This is a genomic window from Pantoea sp. PGP6, from assembly GCF_053474785.1.
Window position 1 is genome coordinate 4,071,583 of sequence record NZ_JBQBMA010000001.1, and the last position, 19,936, is coordinate 4,091,518.

General features: G+C 52.5%; 12 protein-coding genes, 5 tRNA genes and 3 rRNA genes. 1 reads left to right on the top strand and 19 read right to left on the bottom strand.

Going from position 1 to position 19,936, the window contains the following annotated elements; genetic code table 11:
- Positions 1-8: 8 nt before the first annotated feature.
- The 12 genes from rpoB to ACLIBF_RS19720 all read right to left on the bottom strand — a co-directional run bounded on the left by rpoB (position 9) and on the right by ACLIBF_RS19720 (position 9,913).
- The gene (gene rpoB, locus ACLIBF_RS19665; RefSeq protein WP_031376915.1) at positions 9-4,037 is read right to left on the bottom strand and encodes a DNA-directed RNA polymerase subunit beta; all 4,029 of its coding nucleotides are present in this window, start codon (positions 4,035-4,037) and stop codon (positions 9-11) included.
- A gap of 329 nt (positions 4,038-4,366) precedes the next feature.
- Positions 4,367-4,729 carry a 50S ribosomal protein L7/L12 gene (gene rplL / locus ACLIBF_RS19670; RefSeq protein ID WP_006121499.1) on the bottom strand — a complete coding sequence of 121 codons (363 nt, stop codon included), beginning with the start codon at positions 4,727-4,729 and terminating at the stop codon, positions 4,367-4,369.
- Between the two features lie 66 nt (positions 4,730-4,795).
- Positions 4,796-5,293: a 50S ribosomal protein L10 gene (gene rplJ / locus ACLIBF_RS19675; RefSeq protein WP_003848098.1), complete on the bottom strand. Its 498-nt coding sequence runs from the start codon at positions 5,291-5,293 to the stop codon at positions 4,796-4,798.
- A gap of 365 nt (positions 5,294-5,658) precedes the next feature.
- On the bottom strand, positions 5,659-6,363 hold the full coding sequence (gene rplA / locus ACLIBF_RS19680; RefSeq protein WP_031376914.1) for a 50S ribosomal protein L1: 705 nt from the start codon (positions 6,361-6,363) through the stop codon (positions 5,659-5,661).
- A gap of 3 nt (positions 6,364-6,366) precedes the next feature.
- Complete coding sequence (rplK, locus tag ACLIBF_RS19685) at positions 6,367-6,795, bottom strand: 50S ribosomal protein L11 (RefSeq protein ID WP_006121495.1); 429 nt, start codon at positions 6,793-6,795, stop codon at positions 6,367-6,369.
- Positions 6,796-6,942: 147 nt separating this feature from the next.
- Positions 6,943-7,488, bottom strand: coding sequence for a transcription termination/antitermination protein NusG (gene nusG, locus ACLIBF_RS19690; protein ID WP_003848088.1), 546 nt, complete (start codon positions 7,486-7,488; stop codon positions 6,943-6,945).
- A 1-nt stretch (position 7,489) separates the two neighbouring features.
- The gene (gene secE, locus ACLIBF_RS19695) at positions 7,490-7,873 is read right to left on the bottom strand and encodes a preprotein translocase subunit SecE (protein WP_031376913.1); all 384 of its coding nucleotides are present in this window, start codon (positions 7,871-7,873) and stop codon (positions 7,490-7,492) included.
- Positions 7,874-8,102: 229 nt separating this feature from the next.
- The gene (gene tuf, locus ACLIBF_RS19700) at positions 8,103-9,287 is read right to left on the bottom strand and encodes an elongation factor Tu (protein WP_176035909.1); all 1,185 of its coding nucleotides are present in this window, start codon (positions 9,285-9,287) and stop codon (positions 8,103-8,105) included.
- A gap of 109 nt (positions 9,288-9,396) precedes the next feature.
- A tRNA-Thr gene (locus tag ACLIBF_RS19705) sits at positions 9,397-9,472 on the bottom strand.
- A gap of 5 nt (positions 9,473-9,477) precedes the next feature.
- Positions 9,478-9,552 (bottom strand) — tRNA-Gly (locus ACLIBF_RS19710).
- 193 nt (positions 9,553-9,745) lie between these two features.
- Positions 9,746-9,830: transfer RNA gene (locus ACLIBF_RS19715), tRNA-Tyr, on the bottom strand.
- A 7-nt stretch (positions 9,831-9,837) separates the two neighbouring features.
- Positions 9,838-9,913, bottom strand: a tRNA-Thr gene (locus tag ACLIBF_RS19720).
- Between the two features lie 799 nt (positions 9,914-10,712).
- Between ACLIBF_RS19720 and coaA the strand changes: the two genes are divergently transcribed.
- Entirely contained in the window at positions 10,713-11,660 is a 948-nt protein-coding gene (coaA, locus tag ACLIBF_RS19725) for a type I pantothenate kinase (RefSeq protein ID WP_089562633.1), read from the top strand.
- A 45-nt stretch (positions 11,661-11,705) separates the two neighbouring features.
- Here coaA and birA read toward each other — a convergent pair whose 3' ends face one another.
- The 7 genes from birA to hemG form a co-directional block, all read right to left on the bottom strand.
- Positions 11,706-12,665 (bottom strand): bifunctional biotin--[acetyl-CoA-carboxylase] ligase/biotin operon repressor BirA, encoded by a 960-nt coding sequence (birA, locus tag ACLIBF_RS19730; RefSeq protein ID WP_089562634.1) that lies wholly within the window; start codon positions 12,663-12,665, stop codon positions 11,706-11,708.
- Complete coding sequence (gene murB, locus ACLIBF_RS19735) at positions 12,662-13,699, bottom strand: UDP-N-acetylmuramate dehydrogenase (protein ID WP_159222931.1); 1,038 nt, start codon at positions 13,697-13,699, stop codon at positions 12,662-12,664. The genes birA and murB overlap by 4 nt, the downstream gene beginning before the upstream one ends.
- A gap of 149 nt (positions 13,700-13,848) precedes the next feature.
- Positions 13,849-13,964, bottom strand: a 5S ribosomal RNA gene (rrf, locus tag ACLIBF_RS19740).
- Positions 13,965-14,162: 198 nt separating this feature from the next.
- Positions 14,163-17,068, bottom strand: a 23S ribosomal RNA gene (locus ACLIBF_RS19745).
- Between the two features lie 213 nt (positions 17,069-17,281).
- A tRNA-Glu gene (locus ACLIBF_RS19750) sits at positions 17,282-17,357 on the bottom strand.
- A gap of 85 nt (positions 17,358-17,442) precedes the next feature.
- Positions 17,443-18,982, bottom strand: a 16S ribosomal RNA gene (locus tag ACLIBF_RS19755).
- Together the 16S, 23S and 5S rRNA genes with 1 tRNA gene alongside form the textbook arrangement of a ribosomal RNA operon.
- A 410-nt stretch (positions 18,983-19,392) precedes the next feature.
- Positions 19,393-19,926: a menaquinone-dependent protoporphyrinogen IX dehydrogenase gene (gene hemG / locus ACLIBF_RS19760; RefSeq protein WP_031375005.1), complete on the bottom strand. Its 534-nt coding sequence runs from the start codon at positions 19,924-19,926 to the stop codon at positions 19,393-19,395.
- Between the last annotated feature and the right edge of the window lie 10 nt (positions 19,927-19,936).

Sequence of the window (19,936 nt, forward strand, 5' to 3'; positions counted from 1 at the left end):
AGTGGGGGTTACTCGTCTTCCAGCTCGATGTTGATACCCAGCGAGCGAATCTCTTTCAACAGTACGTTGAAGGATTCTGGCATGCCCGGTTCCATCTGATGGTTGCCGTCAACGATGTTTTTATACATCTTGGTACGGCCGTTGACGTCATCAGACTTAACGGTAAGCATTTCCTGCAGGGTATACGCGGCGCCGTATGCTTCCAGCGCCCACACTTCCATCTCACCGAAGCGCTGACCACCGAACTGCGCCTTACCACCCAGCGGCTGCTGAGTAACCAGGCTGTAGGAACCTGTTGAACGCGCATGCATCTTGTCATCAACCAGGTGGTTGAGTTTCAGCATGTACATGTAGCCAACGGTTACCTGACGTTCGAACTGCTCACCGGTACGGCCGTCAAACAGGGTAATCTGACCAGAAGAAGGCAGGCCGCCGAGCTGTAACAGCTCTTTGATTTCGCTCTCTTTCGCGCCGTCAAACACCGGAGTGGCGATTGGCATACCTTTTTTCAGGTTCTCAGCCAGACGCAGGACTTCGTCGTCGGTGAACGTATTCAGGTCAACTTTCTGACGTACGTCGGTACCCAGGTCGTAAGCGCGCTGGATGAACTCGCGCAGTTTCGCGACTTCTTCCTGCTTCTTCAGCATGGCGTTGATTTTCTCGCCGATGCCTTTCGCTGCCATACCCAGGTGGGTTTCGAGGATCTGACCGATGTTCATACGTGACGGTACGCCCAGCGGGTTCAGTACGATGTCAACCGGCGTGCCGTGTTCATCGTAAGGCATATCTTCGATCGGGTTGATCTTGGAGATAACACCTTTGTTACCGTGACGACCCGCCATTTTGTCACCCGGCTGAATCTGACGCTTAACCGCCAGATAAACCTTAACGATTTTCAGCACGCCTGGTGCCAGATCATCGCCCTGGGTGATCTTACGACGCTTACCTTCGAGCTTCTTCTCAAACTCGTGTTTCAGTTCGTCGTACTGCTCTGCCAGCTGCTCCAGCTGGTTTTGCTTGGCTTCGTCAGTCAGACCCAGTTCCAGCCAGCGCTCACGCGGCAGCTTGTCCAGTTTGTCTGCTTCAACGCCACCCGAAATCAGCACGCTCTGGATACGGCTGAACAGGCCCGCTTCCAGAATCTGCAGTTCTTCAGACAGGTCTTTCTTGGCCTGCTTCAGCTGCATCTCTTCGATTTCAAGTGCACGTTTGTCTTTTTCCACGCCATCGCGGGTAAAGACCTGAACGTCAATCACGGTGCCTGACACGCCATTCGGTACGCGCAGTGACGAATCTTTCACGTCAGAGGCTTTTTCACCGAAAATAGCGCGCAGCAGTTTTTCTTCCGGCGTCAGCTGGGTTTCACCTTTCGGCGTAACCTTGCCCACCAGAATGTCACCACCGGTCACTTCAGCACCGATATAAACGATGCCGGATTCATCCAGTTTAGACAGAGCGGCTTCACCCACGTTCGGGATATCCGCAGTGATCTCTTCTGGCCCCAGCTTGGTGTCACGCGACACACAGGCGAGTTCCTGGATGTGAATAGTGGTGAAGCGATCTTCCTGAACCACACGCTCGGAGACCAGGATGGAGTCTTCGAAGTTGTAGCCGTTCCACGGCATGAACGCTACGCGCATGTTCTGGCCCAGCGCCAGTTCACCGAGGTCGGTGGACGGGCCATCTGCCAGCACGTCGCCGCGCTCAACCGGCTCACCCAGAGAAACACATGGCATCTGGTTGATGCAGGTGTTCTGGTTAGAACGGGTATATTTGGTCAGGTTGTAAATGTCGATACCGGCTTCGCCAGCGTGCATTTCGTCTTCGTTAACTTTGATAACGATACGGGATGCATCAACGTACTGCACGGTACCACCACGTTTCGCTACGGCGGTTACACCGGAGTCAACCGCAACCGCGCGCTCCATACCGGTACCAACCAGCGGCTTATCAGCACGCAGAGTCGGAACGGCCTGACGTTGCATGTTCGCACCCATCAGGGCGCGGTTGGCGTCATCGTGTTCCAGGAATGGGATCAGTGATGCACCGACAGAAACCACCTGTTGGGTGGAGACGTCCATGTAGTCAACCTGATCGCGACTGAACAGGCTCGACTCGCCTTTGCTACGGCAGGTGACCAGATCATCAACAAACGCGCCGTTATCATCCAGAGAGGCGTTAGCCTGAGCGATAACGTAGTTACCCTCTTCGATAGCGGAGAGGTAGTGAATCTCATCAGACACTAAACCGTCGATAACGCGACGATAAGGTGTTTCAAGGAAACCGTACTCGTTGGTCTGCGCATAGACAGACAAGGAGTTGATCAGGCCGATGTTCGGACCTTCAGGGGTTTCGATTGGGCAGACACGACCGTAGTGCGTTGGGTGTACGTCACGCACTTCGAAGCCGGCACGCTCACGGGTCAGACCGCCTGGGCCGAGAGCAGAGATACGACGTTTGTGCGTAATCTCTGACAGCGGGTTGTTCTGATCCATAAACTGAGACAGCTGGCTTGAACCAAAGAACTCTTTCACCGCCGCCGAAATTGGCTTGGCGTTGATCATGTCCTGTGGCATCAGGGTATCGAGGTCGCCCAGTGACAGGCGCTCTTTAACCGCACGCTCAACACGCACCAGACCGACACGGAACTGGTTCTCAGCCATCTCACCCACTGAACGAATACGACGGTTACCGAGGTGGTCGATATCGTCCACTTCGCCTTTACCGTTACGGATGTCGATCAGCTTCTTCATCACTTCGATGATGTCTTCTTTGCTCAGGATGCCTGAACCTTCGATTTCATCACGCAGCAATGAACGGTTGAACTTCATGCGGCCAACCGCAGAGAGATCGTAACGATCTTCAGAGAAGAACAGGTTCTCAAACAGGTTCTCTGCAGCTTCACGCGTTGGCGGCTCACCAGGACGCATCATGCGGTAGATCTCAACCAGTGCGCTCAGGCGATCGCTGGTTGGGTCGACACGCAGGGTCTCGGAGATATAAGGACCGTGGTCCAGATCGTTGGTGAACAGCGTCTCGATGCGCTTATGACCCGCCTGGCTCAGCTTAGCCAGCAGATCCAGCGACAGCTCCATGTTGGCAGCAATGATCAGCTCACCGGTGCTCTCATCGATATAATCTTTAGAGACCACTTTGCCCGCGATATATTCAACCGGGACTTCGATGTGCTGAATGCCATCTTTTTCCAGCTGACGGATATGGCGCGCAGTAATACGGCGTGCTTTTTCGACGTAGACGGTGCCGTTAGCTTCGATATCGAAGGTCGCGGTTTCACCGCGCAGGCGCTCAGGCACCAGTTCCATCTGCAGCTTGTTGTCACGGATTTCAAACACCACTTTCTCGAAGAAGATATCGAGGATTTCAGCGGTGGTGTAATGCAGTGCGCGCAGAATGATACTGGCCGGCAGCTTACGACGACGGTCAATACGGACGAACAGGTTATCTTTCGGGTCAAACTCAAAGTCGAGCCATGAACCACGGTAAGGGATGATACGTGCGTTATACAGCACTTTACCCGAAGAGTGGGTTTTACCCTTATCGCTGTCAAAGAACACGCCAGGACTACGGTGCAGCTGAGAAACGATAACGCGCTCGGTACCATTGATAACAAAGGTACCGTTGTCGGTCATGAGCGGAATTTCGCCCATGTAGACTTCTTGCTCTTTAATGTCTTTTACGGTGCCTTCTGGCGCTTCGCGCTCATAGATCACCAGACGCAGTTTCACGCGCAGCGGTGCCGAATAGGTCACGCCACGGATCTGACACTCTTTCACGTCAAAGACAGGTTCACCTAAGCGATAGCTCACATACTGCAACTCAGAGTTGCCGCTGTAGCTCGCGATAGGGAAGACGGAACGGAATGCAGCTTCCAGTCCGTACTGACCTTCTGGATCTTGCTCGATAAACTTCTGGAACGAGTCAAGCTGGATGGAAAGGAGATAAGGTATGTCCAGAACTTGTGGACGTTTACCAAAATCCTTACGAATACGTTTTTTCTCGGTATAGGAGTAAACCATAGGGTTCCTCAGCTAGCTGACAAGTCGACCCACGCTGTCCGTCCTGACAGGACAGTTCATGCAACACGATTTTGTTTGATTCACTGGCTGCGCGGCAGCAGTGCAATACCTCTTTCTATCACGCTTAAATCATTTCATCGCTGTTGCGAGGGCAGGGAACCCGCACAGGAAAGCGGTATATTAAGTCGTCGATAGAGAAAGATATTGAAGAGCAACAATGGACAAACAGTGTGAAACCCCATTGAGGCCCTGGAGCGCAAAAAGGCTGGTGACCAAAAAGTCACCAGCCATCAGCCTGAAACTACTCAGACTGCAACCCGAAGGTTGTCTTACTTAACTTCAACTTCAGCGCCAGCTTCTTTCAGAGCAGCTTCAAGTGCAGCTGCGTCATCTTTGCTGATGCCTTCTTTGATTACGCCAGTTGCTTCAACCAGATCTTTGGCTTCTTTCAGGCCCAGACCAGTTGCAGTACGTACGGCTTTGATTACTGCTACTTTGTTCGCGCCAACAGCTTTCAGGATAACGTCGAATTCAGTTTTTTCTTCAACAGCTTCAGCTGGGCCAGCAGCAACAGCTACAGCGGCAGCAGCAGAAACGCCGAATTTTTCTTCCATAGCAGAAACCAGCTCAACTACTTCCATTACGGACATAGCTGCAACAGCTTCCAGAATTTGGTCTTTAGTGATAGACATGACAATTGTTCCTAAGAATCAGAAAAAGTTTATACGTTAGCAAGTACGAAGAAAAAGAATCTGGCCTTAAGCCGCTTCTTTTGCATCGCGTACAGCAGCCAGAGTGCGGACCAGTTTGCCAGCAGCGGCTTCTTTCATGGTCGACATCAGACGTGCCAGTGCTTCTTCGTAGGTCGGCAGAGTTGCCAGACGGTCAATATTAGCCGCCGTGATCAGCTCACCTTCAAAGGCTGCAGCTTTGACCTCAAATTTTGCATTCGCTTTCGCGAAATCTTTGAACAGACGAGCAGCAGCGCCCGGGTGTTCCATAGAATATGCAATCAGGGTCGGACCAACAAACGTGTCTTTCAGGCACTCAAACTGAGTACCTTCAACGACGCGGCGCAGCAGGGTGTTACGAACAACACGCATGTAAACGCCAGCTTCACGACCTGCTTTACGCAGTTCGGTCATTTTATCAACGGTAACGCCACGGGAATCCGCAACAACCGCTGAAAGCGCGCCTTTGGCTACTTCGCTGACTTCAGCAACAATCGCTTGTTTGTCTTGAAGATTTAATGCCATTAGCTTTTGCTCCTGGATTTGACCGGGGAAGGATTTCCCCGGAACTCACTTCACTTACTCACCCGAAGGAAAATAAGCGCTCGAACACGGTGAGCAGAATCCAGCTAAGAAAAAATTCTTTTGGTTCTGTCACCGTCTACGCAGGGAATTAAGCGGAATATCCGAAGATAAGCTGCTCCTGCGGTCTTGGACGGAGGCCAGGATAAGGCCTGGCTCCAACCTAAATTCTGTTTGATGCAGCAGGGTTCAAAGCGGGAAGGCGATAAACGCAGCGACCGGTTCTGACTCTCTGGTATCGGTTCTGCTATTAACAGAACAACGGGCGTAAGATTCTAGGTGAATTTTTCGCCCGTTTCAAGCAGCAATTAGTTTGCTGTTGCGTTCAGACCAGCCTGGTCAACGGCAACGCCGGCGCCCATGGTGGTTGAAAGGCTAACTTTCTTGATGTACACGCCTTTCGCCTGAGATGGTTTAGCTTTTTTCAGCGCAACCAGCAGAGACTCCAGGTTTTCTTTCAGTTTGTCAGCGTCGAAGTCCACTTTACCGATGGTAGTGTGGATGATGCCGTTTTTGTCGTTACGATAACGAACCTGACCCGCTTTAGCATTCTTAACTGCTTCAGCAACGTTAGGGGTTACAGTACCGACTTTCGGGTTTGGCATCAGGCCACGTGGACCCAGAACCTGGCCCAGCTGGCCAACAACGCGCATTGCATCCGGAGAAGCAATAACAACGTCAAAGTTCATTTCGCCTTTCTTGATCTGATCGGCCAGGTCTTCCATACCTACCAGCTCAGCGCCTGCTGCTTTAGCAGCTTCAGCGTTGGCGCCCTGGGCGAAGACAGCAACACGTACTGAACGACCAGTACCGTGTGGCAGAACGGTCGCGCCGCGCACGTTCTGATCAGATTTACGAGCATCGATGCCGAGGTTTACAGCAACGTCAACGCTTTCTACGAACTTAGCGGTAGCCAGTTCTTTCAGCAGAGCGATCGCTTCAGCAATGTCGTACTGCTTGGTCGCGTCAACTTTGTCGCGAATTACGGTCATGCGCTTGGTCAGCTTAGCCATTTCTTAGTCCTCTACTACCAGGCCCATGGAACGAGCAGTACCTTCGATGGAGCGAGTCATCGCTTCAACGTCAGAACCAGTCATGTCCGCAGCTTTAGTTTCTGCGATTTCACGTACCTGAGCACGAGTCACTTTACCGACTTTATCTTTGTTCGGCTTACCAGAACCAGACTTGATGCCCGCTGCTTTTTTCAGCAGTACGGCAGCCGGAGGCGTTTTGGTAATGAAGGTAAAAGAACGGTCGCTGTATACAGTGATAACAACAGGAGTCGGCAGACCTTTTTCCAGAGATTCGGTCTTCGCGTTGAACGCTTTACAGAATTCCATGATGTTAACACCCTGCTGACCCAGTGCTGGACCAACCGGTGGACTTGGGTTCGCCATACCAGCTGCAACCTGCAGCTTGACGTAGGCTTGGACTTTCTTAGCCATGATATTTCCTCAATTGGGTTATAGCGCCTGAAAAGGCTCCCCGTGATAACGATTCACACGCTGTTGCCAGCGCATAAAAACAAAAGGCGCGAAATTGTAGTTAAATTTCGCGCCTGCTGCAACAGCTAAATTGTGAGCGGAAAGAGGTTAACCTTTCTCCACCTGACCGAAGTCGAGTTCAACCGGTGTTGCACGTCCAAAGATGGAAACGGAGACAGTCAGACGACTCTTCTCGTAATCCACATCTTCAACGACGCCATTAAAGTCAGCAAACGGACCGTCATTAACGCGAACCATTTCACCTGGCTCGAACAGCGTTTTCGGCCGTGGCTTATCGCCAACCTGCTGCAGACGGTTCATGATCGCGTCGACTTCTTTGTCACTGATAGGCGCTGGACGGTCAGAGGTGCCGCCGATGAAACCCATCACGCGCGGAACGCTGCGGACCAGGTGCCAGCTTGCGTCATTCATGACCATCTGGACCAGGACATAACCCGGGAAAAACTTGCGCTCGCTCTTACGACGCTGGCCGCCACGAATCTCAACGACTTCTTCAGTCGGAACCATGACGTCGCCAAACAGCTCTTCCATGTTGTGCAATTTGATGTGCTCGCGCAGCGACTGTGCTACGCGGCCTTCAAAACCGGAAAACGCCTGTACGACGTACCAGCGTTTCTTTGGAGCTTCAGACATCTCAGAACCTCAGGCCAGTGATAAACGATACCAGACGGACCAGAATACCATCCAGCCCCCACAAAATCAGTGACATCACGGCGGTAACCGCGGCAACGATTAACGTGGTGTGCAGCGTTTCCTGGCGGGTTGGCCAGATAACCTTACGCATTTCGGTTCTTGCTTCACGAGCAAAAGCCACGGTCGCTTTGCCTTTGGTCGTTAAAAGCGCAATGCCGCCGGCCGCTGCAATCAGCACAACTACAGCTAACGCGCGCAGAGGCAGTGTCACATCACGATAGAGGTAGTTACCTACGATCGCTGCGAGCAGTAGTAACACCACTACTACCCACTTTACCGCTTCCAGGCCGCGCCCGCTCCCTTGAGCTTCGGTATTCGCACTCATAAACCAACCTGCCACAATAATTCAGAAACTATTCTGCCCCGCAGTGCGAGGCATCCAAACCGAATGAGCTTTTGGGGCGTAACTCGGTATCCTACGCCGCATAACAGAGCCTGTCTCAGCAATGATTATGATCGAAAATCACTGATGAGCCAGGTTCTATGAAGCAGCGTGCAAAAAGGGCATCAAATGATGCCCTTTTCGTGTGCATTGCGTCAAACGTTATCGATAATTAAGCGATAACTTTAGCAACAACACCCGCACCAACGGTACGGCCGCCTTCGCGGATTGCGAAGCGCAGACCTTCGTCCATCGCGATTGGGTGGATCAGGGTAACAACCATTTTGATGTTGTCGCCTGGCATTACCATCTCAACGCCTTCTGGCAGCTCAACTGAGCCCGTTACGTCAGTAGTACGGAAGTAGAACTGAGGACGGTAGCCTTTGAAGAACGGAGTATGACGGCCGCCTTCGTCTTTAGACAGAACGTAAACTTCTGACTCGAACTGGGTGTGTGGCTTGATGGTGCCTGGCTTAGCCAGAACCTGACCACGCTGGATGTCTTCACGCTTGATACCGCGCAGCAGAACACCACAGTTTTCGCCTGCCTGACCCTGGTCCAGCAGCTTACGGAACATCTCAACACCGGTACAGGTTGATTTCGCAGTATCTTTGATACCCACGATTTCAACTTCGTCGCCGACTTTAACGATGCCGCGCTCAACACGACCGGTAACAACAGTACCACGGCCAGAGATTGAGAATACGTCTTCGATTGGCAGCAGGAACGGCATGTCGATCGCACGAACTGGATCCGGGATGTAGTTATCCAGGTGTTCAGCCAGTTCAACAATCTTCGCTTCCCACTCTGGCTCGCCTTCCAGCGCTTTCAGCGCAGAACCACGAACGATTGGGGTGTCGTCGCCTGGGAAATCGTACTGTGACAGCAGGTCACGCACTTCCATCTCAACCAGTTCCAGCAGCTCTTCATCATCAACCATGTCGCACTTGTTCAGGAACACGATGATGTAAGGAACGCCAACCTGACGACCCAGCAGGATGTGCTCACGGGTCTGTGGCATTGGGCCATCAGTCGCAGCAACAACCAGGATCGCGCCGTCCATCTGCGCAGCACCAGTGATCATGTTTTTCACATAGTCGGCGTGGCCTGGGCAGTCAACGTGAGCGTAGTGACGTGAAGCCGTCTCATACTCAACGTGTGCGGTGTTGATGGTGATACCACGCGCTTTTTCTTCAGGCGTGCTGTCGATCTGATCAAATGCACGCGCCTGGCCTCCGTTAGTTTTTGCCAGAACGGTGGTGATAGCTGCAGTCAGGGTGGTTTTACCGTGGTCAACGTGACCGATGGTGCCCACGTTTACGTGCAGTTTGTTACGTTGAAATTGCTCTTTAGCCATCGCTTGTCCCTCTAAGACACGGATATATCAAAGATATCATCACATTAACCAGGCAATGCCTGACTGCAAGGAAGTTACAGAGAGAAAATCAGGAGGGAGATAAAGGAAGTGGTGCTGATACCCAGAGTCGAACTGGGGACCTCACCCTTACCAAGGGTGCGCTCTACCAACTGAGCCATATCAGCACATCTGGAGCGGGCAGCGGGAATCGAACCCGCATCATCAGCTTGGAAGGCTGAGGTAATAGCCATTATACGATGCCCGCATCCTGGAACTCGGCTACCTGTTCTTTCTGTAGCTTGTGAGTAACAGAGGATGTTCCCCTATTATTCACAGCCTGTCAGCGAAGCTGACCGACTTTGACTGCGCTAATGCCCAGCCTGAATTCAGGGTGAGAAGAAGTGACTCACCTGACAGATAAACAGGTTGTTTATCTGGTCTCAACCGTGAGGTTGAGATGGTGGTGGGAGAAGGATTCGAACCTTCGAAGTCTGTGACGGCAGATTTACAGTCTGCTCCCTTTGGCCGCTCGGGAATCCCACCTACTTGATGGTGCCGGCTACCGGAATCGAACTGGTGACCTACTGATTACAAGTCAGTTGCTCTACCAACTGAGCTAAGCCGGCATCAAGTGACGCGCATTCTAGGAAGGTCGGCTTCAGGATGCAACAAAAAAATCGCTTAAATTGCGCTATCGCTTACTATTTGTGCAAATCATCGCAATTTAGCGTTTTTATGCAGAATTATTGTGCAATTCACTGGCGTTTTACTGGATGGCAGCCAGTCTGCGGACGCCTGTGACTGGCTGATCGCTCCCCCTTTTTGCCGGTCAGCGCGCTGCAGCAATAAATTTATTTTGCGGCCAGGAGATTAAGTGCTGCTTTTTTAGCCTGCCCCTGCGCCTTTACTTATCCGGCGGCTAAATCGGGCGCACCTGACTGACTGCGGGTCAGACCCACCCTGCCAACCTGATTGCCTCCTCTACGCGCTCATAGGCGGTATGCTGTCCTGTTCTGGCGTATCACCGCCTGATGATTCATCTGCGCCACCTTGCACTCAGTGCCAGGCTGTTGCGTCAGCGTGGCGACAGATGCGGTTACAGGCCTCATCGGGCGAATCAGCATTGTCACGCTATACTCAGCGTGAGTAGCAATAGCACAGCGCAAAGTTATGACGTAATGCGGGTCAGCCTTTAACAGGATTGCACTATTTTATGGGCTGCCCGACGTAAGTTTGTGGGCCTGCCGACGAAAGCGAGTGCACATTTATCTTTTTACTTCTGTTAAAAGCCTTACTGGTGATACCCTCCAGCCCATTGTTCTCAATGATAAACTCGTGATCCGCGATTCATATTTACCATGTTGTCTTACCCTATCCGGGTGACAATCTCCTGAATGTAACGAATTTGCGGTCAGATGCATGCTTATGGATAAAACGACACCCTTGACGACGCCTTATTTGCAGTTCACTCGTGAACAGTGGGCTGCATTACGCGATTCTGTCCCTATGACGCTGTCAGAAGAGGAGATCGCCCAGCTGGAGGGGATCAATGAAGACCTCTCGCTGGAAGAAGTCGCAGAGATTTATCTGCCGCTTTCACGTCTGCTCAATTTTTATATCAGCTCGAATGTACGTCGTCAGGCGGTGCTGGAGCAGTTCCTCGGGACTAACGGGCAAAAGATCCCCTACATTATCAGCATCGCCGGCAGCGTCGCGGTGGGAAAAAGCACCACTGCACGCGTGTTACAGGCGCTGCTGAGCCGCTGGCCTGAGCATCGTAAAGTTGAGCTGATCACTACGGATGGTTTTCTTCATCCCAATGCCGTGCTGAAAGAACGGGGCCTGATGAAGAAAAAAGGCTTCCCGCAGTCTTATGATATGCACCGACTGGTGAAGTTTGTCTCCGATCTCAAGTCCGGTGCCAGTCAGGTGACCGCACCGGTTTATTCGCATCTGATTTACGATGTCATCCCGGATGGCGACAAGGTTATTCAGCAACCTGATATTGTGATTCTGGAAGGGCTTAACGTATTACAGAGTGGGATGGATTATCCACACGATCCCCATCATGTCTTCGTTTCCGATTTTGTCGATTTCTCTATTTATGTCGATGCGGCAGAAGATCTGTTGCAGAGATGGTATATCAATCGCTTCCTGAAATTCCGTCAGGGTGCGTTTACCAATCCTGATTCTTATTTCCATCATTATGCCCAGCTCTCTGAAGCGGAAGCGATTGAAATAGCAGGCAACTTGTGGAAAGAGATTAACTGGCTGAATTTGCAGGAAAACATTCTGCCAACGCGCGAAAGAGCCAGCCTGATTATGACTAAGAGTGGTAATCATGCGGTCGACAAGGTCCGACTGCGTAAATAAACGGTTCAATGAAAAAGGCCTGCGTTCGTGCAGGCCTTTTTATATTCAGACTGGCCGAAGTGATATTTCTCCGCCAACCCACGATTTTATTTCGCCATCCTGCTCTAATAACAGCCCGCCCTGGCTATCCACTCCCCGGGCAATGCCATGCACCTCACGTTCGCCAATAAGCAGCTTAACCGGTCGATTAATAAAATTATCGAGTGCTGCCCAGCGCGTAACAAACGGCGCTAGTCCTTCCTGCTCAAACATCGGCAGTGCGTCACGCAGGCTGTTAATCAGGCTGGCGGCCAGTTCATTACGGTTAACCGTTACGCCTGCTTCCTGCAGGTTGATCCAGCCCTGATTGATCTGGGACGCATCCGCTGAACGCATCGCCAGGTTAATCCCGGCCCCCATCACAATATGCGCAGCATCGCCGGTTTTACCGGTAAGTTCGACCAGAATACCCGCCAGTTTGCGATCGTTGAGGTATATATCGTTGGGCCATTTTACCCGTACATCCGTGGCCCCTAGCGCGTGCAATGTTTCAGCCATGATAATACCAATCACCAGGCTAAGCCCCATAGCGGCTGCAGGCCCCTGATCCAGACGCCAGTACATCGACATATAGAGATTGGCACCAAACGGTGAGAACCATTGCCGACCACGGCGTCCGCGACCCGCCTGCTGATATTCAGCAATACAGGCAGCCCCCGATTGCAGCTCATGCATCCGCTCCAGCAAATACTGATTGGTCGAATCAATAACCGGAATGACTGAAACATTGCCCTGCTTAACCCGTGACAGAATCGCCTGTTCATCCAGCAACTGGATGGGCGCGGACAGGCTGTAGCCTTTCCCGGTTACGGTATAAACGTCGAGGCCCCAGCTTTTTAGCGTCTGAATATGCTTATTGATGGCTGCCCGGCTCATACCGAGGGTTTCACCTAACTGCTCGCCAGAATGAAACTCGCCATCAGACAAAATATCGACCAGTTTCAGCGGGACATTATGGTCCTTCATGCGATCACCTCAACAGCATTGCATTCACCCTGTGCCTGAATGAACCGGACTTCAGGCTCAAGCCAGACATCAAATTTTTCACCCACCCGGGTACGTACGGTTCGGGCCAGCGCCACAATGTCGTCAGGGGTCGCATCATCAGCATTGATCAACACCAGGGCCTGCTGCTGATGCACAGCTGCGCCACCCATACGAAAGCCCTTTAACGCGCATTGGTCAATAAGCCACCCTGCAGCCAGTTTGGTTTCGCCGCTCGCCAGTGGATAATTTGGCATCGACGGAAAGCGAGCCAGCAGCAGGCTGGCCTGCGCCTGGCTGATCACCGGGTTTTTGAAAAAGCTGCCCACATTACCGGTGATTTTGGGGTCGGGTAACTTGCTCTGACGCATCTCACAAACTGCTTGATAAACATCCCAGGCATTTGCGGTGACGGGATTAAGCGTTTTTAGATCGCCGTAGGTCAGGATCGGTCGCCATTGTTTTGGCAGAATCATCCCTACGGCCACAATCACGTAGCCAGACTGGTAGCGGTGTTTAAATATACTGTCGCGGTAGCCGAACTCGCAGGCGTCGCGATCGAGCCGCTCCGTCTGACCGGTGCGCAGATTGAGCACATCGACATATTCGCATACGTCTTTTAATTCAACGCCATAGGCGCCGATATTCTGGATCGGTGCAGAACCGACCATGCCAGGGATTAACGCCAGATTTTCCAGGCCGGTAATGCCCTTTTCCAGCGTACTTTTCACCAATTGATGCCAGTTCTCACCTGCCCCAACGTGCAGTTTCCAGTACTCGAACTCATCCCGGATCCCGATTCCTTTGATACGGTTCAGTACCACCGTGCCGGCGAAATCCTCCAGGAACAGCACGTTGCTGCCCTCACCTAACACCATAAACGGCGTTTGTTGATGCTGGCTTGCTTGCCAGGCAGCCAGGATAGCGGCTGGAGTTTCCGCCACAATGCGTTGTTGGGTATGAATGGCAAGCCCAAGCGTATTGTCGGCTTTTAATGAGGGGTGTTGGCTGGACATTTGACGGCCTTAACTGATTAATCTGGCCGTAGTTTACCGTATCAGACGGGTGTTGCAGGGGGAATTTCAGGTTCTCAGCGAAAATTTCAGCGATCTGCAGACGTAAAAAAGCCCCGCACTTTCGTGCGGGGCTTCTTCACTCGTATGATGCCTGGCAGTTCCCTACTCTCGCATGGGGAGACCCCACACTACCATCGGCGCTACGGCGTTTCACTTCTGAGTTCGGCATGGGGTCAGGTGGGACCACCGCGCTACAGCCGCCAGGCAAATCTTGGTGCACGAAACGAATCTTTTACGCCGTGACCGCGTTGCCATCGCTCGGCCACACCGGTCACATACTTCAGTATGCTCCCGCTGACGTCCTCGCTCTGCGCCTTGTCACGCCGCAAAATCTTTCGTTTCCGCTAATTTTTATCCGGTACAGGCTGAAAATTGTGTCTCTCAAAAACGCCTCTGGCGTTGTAAGGTTAAGCCTCACGGGTCATTAGTACCGGTTAGCTCAACGCATCGCTGCGCTTACACATCCGGCCTATCAACGTCGTCGTCTTCAACGTCCCTTCAGGACCCTTAAAGGGTCAGGGAGAACTCATCTCGGGGCAAGTTTCGTGCTTAGATGCTTTCAGCACTTATCTTTTCCGCACTTAGCTACCGGGCAATGCCATTGGCATGACAACCCGAACACCAGTGGTGCGTTCACTCCGGTCCTCTCGTACTAGGAGCAACCCCCCTCAATTCTCCAGCGCCCACGGCAGATAGGGACCGAACTGTCTCACGACGTTCTAAACCCAGCTCGCGTACCACTTTAAACGGCGAACAGCCGTACCCTTGGGACCTACTTCAGCCCCAGGATGTGATGAGCCGACATCGAGGTGCCAAACACCGCCGTCGATATGAACTCTTGGGCGGTATCAGCCTGTTATCCCCGGAGTACCTTTTATCCGTTGAGCGATGGCCCTTCCATTCAGAACCACCGGATCACTATGACCTGCTTTCGCACCTGCTCGAGCCGTCACTCTCGCAGTCAAGCCAGCTTATGCCATTGCACTAACCTCACGATGTCCGACCGTGATTAGCTGACCTTCGTGCTCCTCCGTTACGCTTTAGGAGGAGACCGCCCCAGTCAAACTACCCACCAGACACTGTCCGCACCCCGGATAACGGGGCCACGTTAGAACATCAAACATTAAAGGGTGGTATTTCAAGGTTGGCTCCACGCGGACTGGCGTCCGCGCTTCAAAGCCTCCCACCTATCCTACACATCAAGGCTCAATGTTCAGTGTCAAGCTGTAGTAAAGGTTCACGGGGTCTTTCCGTCTTGCCGCGGGTACACTGCATCTTCACAGCGAGTTCAATTTCACTGAGTCTCGGGTGGAGACAGCCTGGCCATCATTACGCCATTCGTGCAGGTCGGAACTTACCCGACAAGGAATTTCGCTACCTTAGGACCGTTATAGTTACGGCCGCCGTTTACCGGGGCTTCGATCAAGAGCTTCTCCTTACGGATAACCCCATCAATTAACCTTCCGGCACCGGGCAGGCGTCACACCGTATACGTCCACTTTCGTGTTTGCACAGTGCTGTGTTTTTAATAAACAGTTGCAGCCAGCTGGTATCTTCGACTGGCTTCGGCTCGGGGAGCAAGTCCCTCCACCTACGCGCCAGCGTGCCTTCTCCCGAAGTTACGGCACCATTTTGCCTAGTTCCTTCACCCGAGTTCTCTCAAGCGCCTTGGTATTCTCTACCTGACCACCTGTGTCGGTTTGGGGTACGATTTTGTGTTACCTGATGCTTAGAGGCTTTTCCTGGAAGCAGGGCATTTATCACTTCAGCACCGTAGTGCCTCGTCGTCACGCCTCAGTGTAAAGTGAACCGGATTTGCCTGGAACACACACCTACACGCTTAAACCGGGACAACCGTCGCCCGGCTGATATAGCCTTCTCCGTCCCCCCTTCGCAGTAACACCAAGTACAGGAATATTAACCTGTTTCCCATCGACTACGCCTTTCGGCCTCGCCTTAGGGGTCGACTCACCCTGCTCCGATTAACGTTGAACAGGAACCCTTGGTCTTCCGGCGAGCGGGCTTTTCACCCGCTTTATCGTTACTTATGTCAGCATTCGCACTTCTGATACCTCCAGCATGCCTCACAGCACACCTTCGACGGCTTACAGAACGCTCCCCTACCCAACAACACATAGTGTCGCTGCCGCAGCTTCGGTGCATGGTTTAGCCCCGTTACATCTTCCGCGCAGGCCGACTCGACCAGTGAGCTATTACGCTTTCTTTAAATGATGGCTGCTTCTAAGCCAACATCCTGGCTGTCTGTGCCTTCCCACATCGTTTCCCACTTAACCATGACTTTGGGACCTTAGCTGGCGGTCTGGGTTGTTTCCCTCTTCACGACGGACGTTAGCACCCGCCGTGTGTCTCCCGTGATAACATTCTTCGGTATTCGCAGTTTGCATCGGGTTGGTAAGCCGGGATGGCCCCCTAGCCGAAACAGTGCTCTACCCCCGAAGATGAGTTCACGAGGCGCTACCTAAATAGCTTTCGGGGAGAACCAGCTATCTCCCGGTTTGATTGGCCTTTCACCCCCAGCCACAGGTCATCCGCTAATTTTTCAACATTAGTCGGTTCGGTCCTCCAGTTAGTGTTACCCAACCTTCAACCTGCCCATGGCTAGATCACCGGGTTTCGGGTCTATACCCTGCAACTTAACGCCCAGTTAAGACTCGGTTTCCCTGCGGCTCCCCTATACGGTTAACCTTGCTACAGAATATAAGTCGCTGACCCATTATACAAAAGGTACGCAGTCACCCCCATAAAGAAGGCTCCCACTGCTTGTACGTACACGGTTTCAGGTTCTGTTTCACTCCCCTCGCCGGGGTTCTTTTCGCCTTTCCCTCACGGTACTGGTTCACTATCGGTCAGTCAGGAGTATTTAGCCTTGGAGGATGGTCCCCCCATATTCAGACAGGATACCACGTGTCCCGCCTTACTCATCGAGCTCACAGAATGTGTGTTTTTGTGTACGGGAGTATCACCCTGTACCCTGCGACTTTCCAGACGCTTCCACTAACACACAAGCTGATTCAGGCTCTGGGCTGCTCCCCGTTCGCTCGCCGCTACTGGGGGAATCTCGGTTGATTTCTTTTCCTCGGGGTACTTAGATGTTTCAGTTCCCCCGGTTCGCCTTGCAGCACTATGTATTCATGCTGCAATGATGCACTGAGTGCACCGGGTTTCCCCATTCGGACATCGACGGCTGTAGCGGTTCATATCACCTTACCGTCGCTTTACGCAGATTAGCACGTCCTTCATCGCCTCTGACTGCCAGGGCATCCACCGTGTACGCTTAGTCGCTTAACCTCACAACCCACAGGCGTTTTTCAGCGCTGCGTGCTGCAAGCATTTGAGAGACTCGAACGCATCGCCTTGCCATTCCTTATTACGGAGGAATGACGCGCTGCGTCGTTTCAATTTTCAGCTTGTTCCGGATTGTTAAAGAGCAATATCTTAAACATGACTCGTAAGTCATCTTTAAGATATGTGGGCAACACCTTTCACCTGTCACCAAGCAAGTGGCGTCCCCTAGGGGATTCGAACCCCTGTTACCGCCGTGAAAGGGCGGTGTCCTGGGCCTCTAGACGAAGGGGACATTTAAGCCTGCTTCGCAAGACGCTTTGCTCGTTACTTTTTATCAGACAATCTGTGTGGACACTGCGCCGGAAGGTATCTTCAGGTAAGGAGGTGATCCAACCGCAGGTTCCCCTACGGTTACCTTGTTACGACTTCACCCCAGTCATGAATCACAAAGTGGTAAGCGCCCTCCCGAAGGTTAAGCTACCTACTTCTTTTGCAACCCACTCCCATGGTGTGACGGGCGGTGTGTACAAGGCCCGGGAACGTATTCACCGTGGCATTCTGATCCACGATTACTAGCGATTCCGACTTCACGGAGTCGAGTTGCAGACTCCGATCCGGACTACGACGCACTTTGTGAGGTCCGCTTGCTCTCGCGAGGTCGCTTCTCTTTGTATGCGCCATTGTAGCACGTGTGTAGCCCTACTCGTAAGGGCCATGATGACTTGACGTCATCCCCACCTTCCTCCGGTTTATCACCGGCAGTCTCCTTTGAGTTCCCGACCGAATCGCTGGCAACAAAGGATAAGGGTTGCGCTCGTTGCGGGACTTAACCCAACATTTCACAACACGAGCTGACGACAGCCATGCAGCACCTGTCTCAGCGTTCCCGAAGGCACCAAGGCATCTCTGCCAAGTTCGCTGGATGTCAAGAGTAGGTAAGGTTCTTCGCGTTGCATCGAATTAAACCACATGCTCCACCGCTTGTGCGGGCCCCCGTCAATTCATTTGAGTTTTAACCTTGCGGCCGTACTCCCCAGGCGGTCGACTTAACGCGTTAGCTCCGGAAGCCACTCCTCAAGGGAACAACCTCCAAGTCGACATCGTTTACGGCGTGGACTACCAGGGTATCTAATCCTGTTTGCTCCCCACGCTTTCGCACCTGAGCGTCAGTCTTCGTCCAGGGGGCCGCCTTCGCCACCGGTATTCCTCCAGATCTCTACGCATTTCACCGCTACACCTGGAATTCTACCCCCCTCTACGAGACTCAAGCCTGCCAGTTTCAAATGCAGTTCCCAGGTTAAGCCCGGGGATTTCACATCTGACTTAACAGACCGCCTGCGTGCGCTTTACGCCCAGTAATTCCGATTAACGCTTGCACCCTCCGTATTACCGCGGCTGCTGGCACGGAGTTAGCCGGTGCTTCTTCTGCGGGTAACGTCAATCGACGCGGTTATTAACCACATCGCCTTCCTCCCCGCTGAAAGTACTTTACAACCCGAAGGCCTTCTTCATACACGCGGCATGGCTGCATCAGGCTTGCGCCCATTGTGCAATATTCCCCACTGCTGCCTCCCGTAGGAGTCTGGACCGTGTCTCAGTTCCAGTGTGGCTGGTCATCCTCTCAGACCAGCTAGGGATCGTCGCCTAGGTGGGCCATTACCCCGCCTACTAGCTAATCCCATCTGGGTTCATCCGATAGTGAGAGGCCCGAAGGTCCCCCTCTTTGGTCTTGCGACGTTATGCGGTATTAGCCACCGTTTCCAGTGGTTATCCCCCTCTATCGGGCAGATCCCCAGACATTACTCACCCGTCCGCCACTCGTCACCCAAGAGCAAGCTCTCTGTGCTACCGTCCGACTTGCATGTGTTAGGCCTGCCGCCAGCGTTCAATCTGAGCCATGATCAAACTCTTCAATTTAAGTTTGATTTGCTTAAACAAGTTAAGCGGTGCTCATCTGTAAAACGTCATAATGAATTTCATTATGTGTTCACTCGTGAGACTTGATATTTTTTACGTCCGGAGACGTTGATATCAATCCTGCGAGTGCCCACACAGATTGTCTGATAAATTGTTAAAGAGCAGTGCGAGCAGCGGGTTAACCGTCTGTCGCGAGGTGGCGTATATTACGCTTTCCTCCCTCAGAGTCAACTTCTTTTTCAGAAGTTTTTCTCCGGCGGCGCAGTCTCCTGTGCCTCTCAACCCGGCGGCCGGTAAGCCGTTGTTCCGTGTCGATGGAGGCGCATTATAGGGAGTTCGCGCGGGCTGACAAGCGTTTATTGCAAAAAGATTACCGTTCGAAGTAATTTTCATCAAATCGCGTTATTTCGCTACGATTTGCCTGGTAACTGTGCAAAATCATTGGCAAAACGGCTGACCTGTTGCCAATCGGTGTACTCCACTTCTTTAGTAGAATCGGTCTCGCCACCGGTCATTCGCATAATCAGCTGAATCATGATGCGATCAAACCAGCGATAACGCGGGTAATAGAGCGCACCAGCAAACACCGCACAGCAATCTGGCCGCCACGGCGACTGTGATAAGAACTTCTGGGTATAGGCATTGGTTTCCGGGGAGCGCTTCTCGGGTTTACGCGCCGTCAGGTTCACCGAGAAGAAACCACTGGTACGCTGCTGCAATTGGTGCAAATGCTGCTTAACAAATGCATCGACCACCGGCTGGAAATGGCCGTAACGAATCGAGGCACCAATCAGCACCCGATCATACTGTGCCCAGTCAGGCGAAGTGGCATGCTGGATATTCATCACATCACAGTTTTGCTGCTGACCGATCTGCTCAGCTATATAAGAGGCGATTTTTTGCGTTTGTCCGTCACGGGTCGAGTAGAGAATTAGCGCTTTCATTTCAGCATCC

What these genes read in the sequence shown, in the direction of transcription:
- rpoB (WP_031376915.1), bottom strand. Translation starts at nt 4,037, where the DNA reads ATGGTTTACTCCTATACCGAGAAAAAACGTATTCGTAAGGATTTTGGT.
- rplL (WP_006121499.1), bottom strand. Translation starts at nt 4,729, where the DNA reads ATGTCTATCACTAAAGACCAAATTCTGGAAGCTGTTGCAGCTATGTCC.
- rplJ (WP_003848098.1), bottom strand. Translation starts at nt 5,293, where the DNA reads ATGGCATTAAATCTTCAAGACAAACAAGCGATTGTTGCTGAAGTCAGC.
- rplA (WP_031376914.1), bottom strand. Translation starts at nt 6,363, where the DNA reads ATGGCTAAGCTGACCAAGCGCATGACCGTAATTCGCGACAAAGTTGAC.
- rplK (WP_006121495.1), bottom strand. Translation starts at nt 6,795, where the DNA reads ATGGCTAAGAAAGTCCAAGCCTACGTCAAGCTGCAGGTTGCAGCTGGT.
- nusG (WP_003848088.1), bottom strand. Translation starts at nt 7,488, where the DNA reads ATGTCTGAAGCTCCAAAGAAACGCTGGTACGTCGTACAGGCGTTTTCC.
- secE (WP_031376913.1), bottom strand. Translation starts at nt 7,873, where the DNA reads ATGAGTGCGAATACCGAAGCTCAAGGGAGCGGGCGCGGCCTGGAAGCG.
- tuf (WP_176035909.1), bottom strand. Translation starts at nt 9,287, where the DNA reads ATGGCTAAAGAGCAATTTCAACGTAACAAACTGCACGTAAACGTGGGC.
- coaA (WP_089562633.1), top strand. Translation starts at nt 10,713, where the DNA reads ATGGATAAAACGACACCCTTGACGACGCCTTATTTGCAGTTCACTCGT.
- birA (WP_089562634.1), bottom strand. Translation starts at nt 12,665, where the DNA reads ATGAAGGACCATAATGTCCCGCTGAAACTGGTCGATATTTTGTCTGAT.
- murB (WP_159222931.1), bottom strand. Translation starts at nt 13,699, where the DNA reads ATGTCCAGCCAACACCCCTCATTAAAAGCCGACAATACGCTTGGGCTT.
- hemG (WP_031375005.1), bottom strand. Translation starts at nt 19,926, where the DNA reads ATGAAAGCGCTAATTCTCTACTCGACCCGTGACGGACAAACGCAAAAA.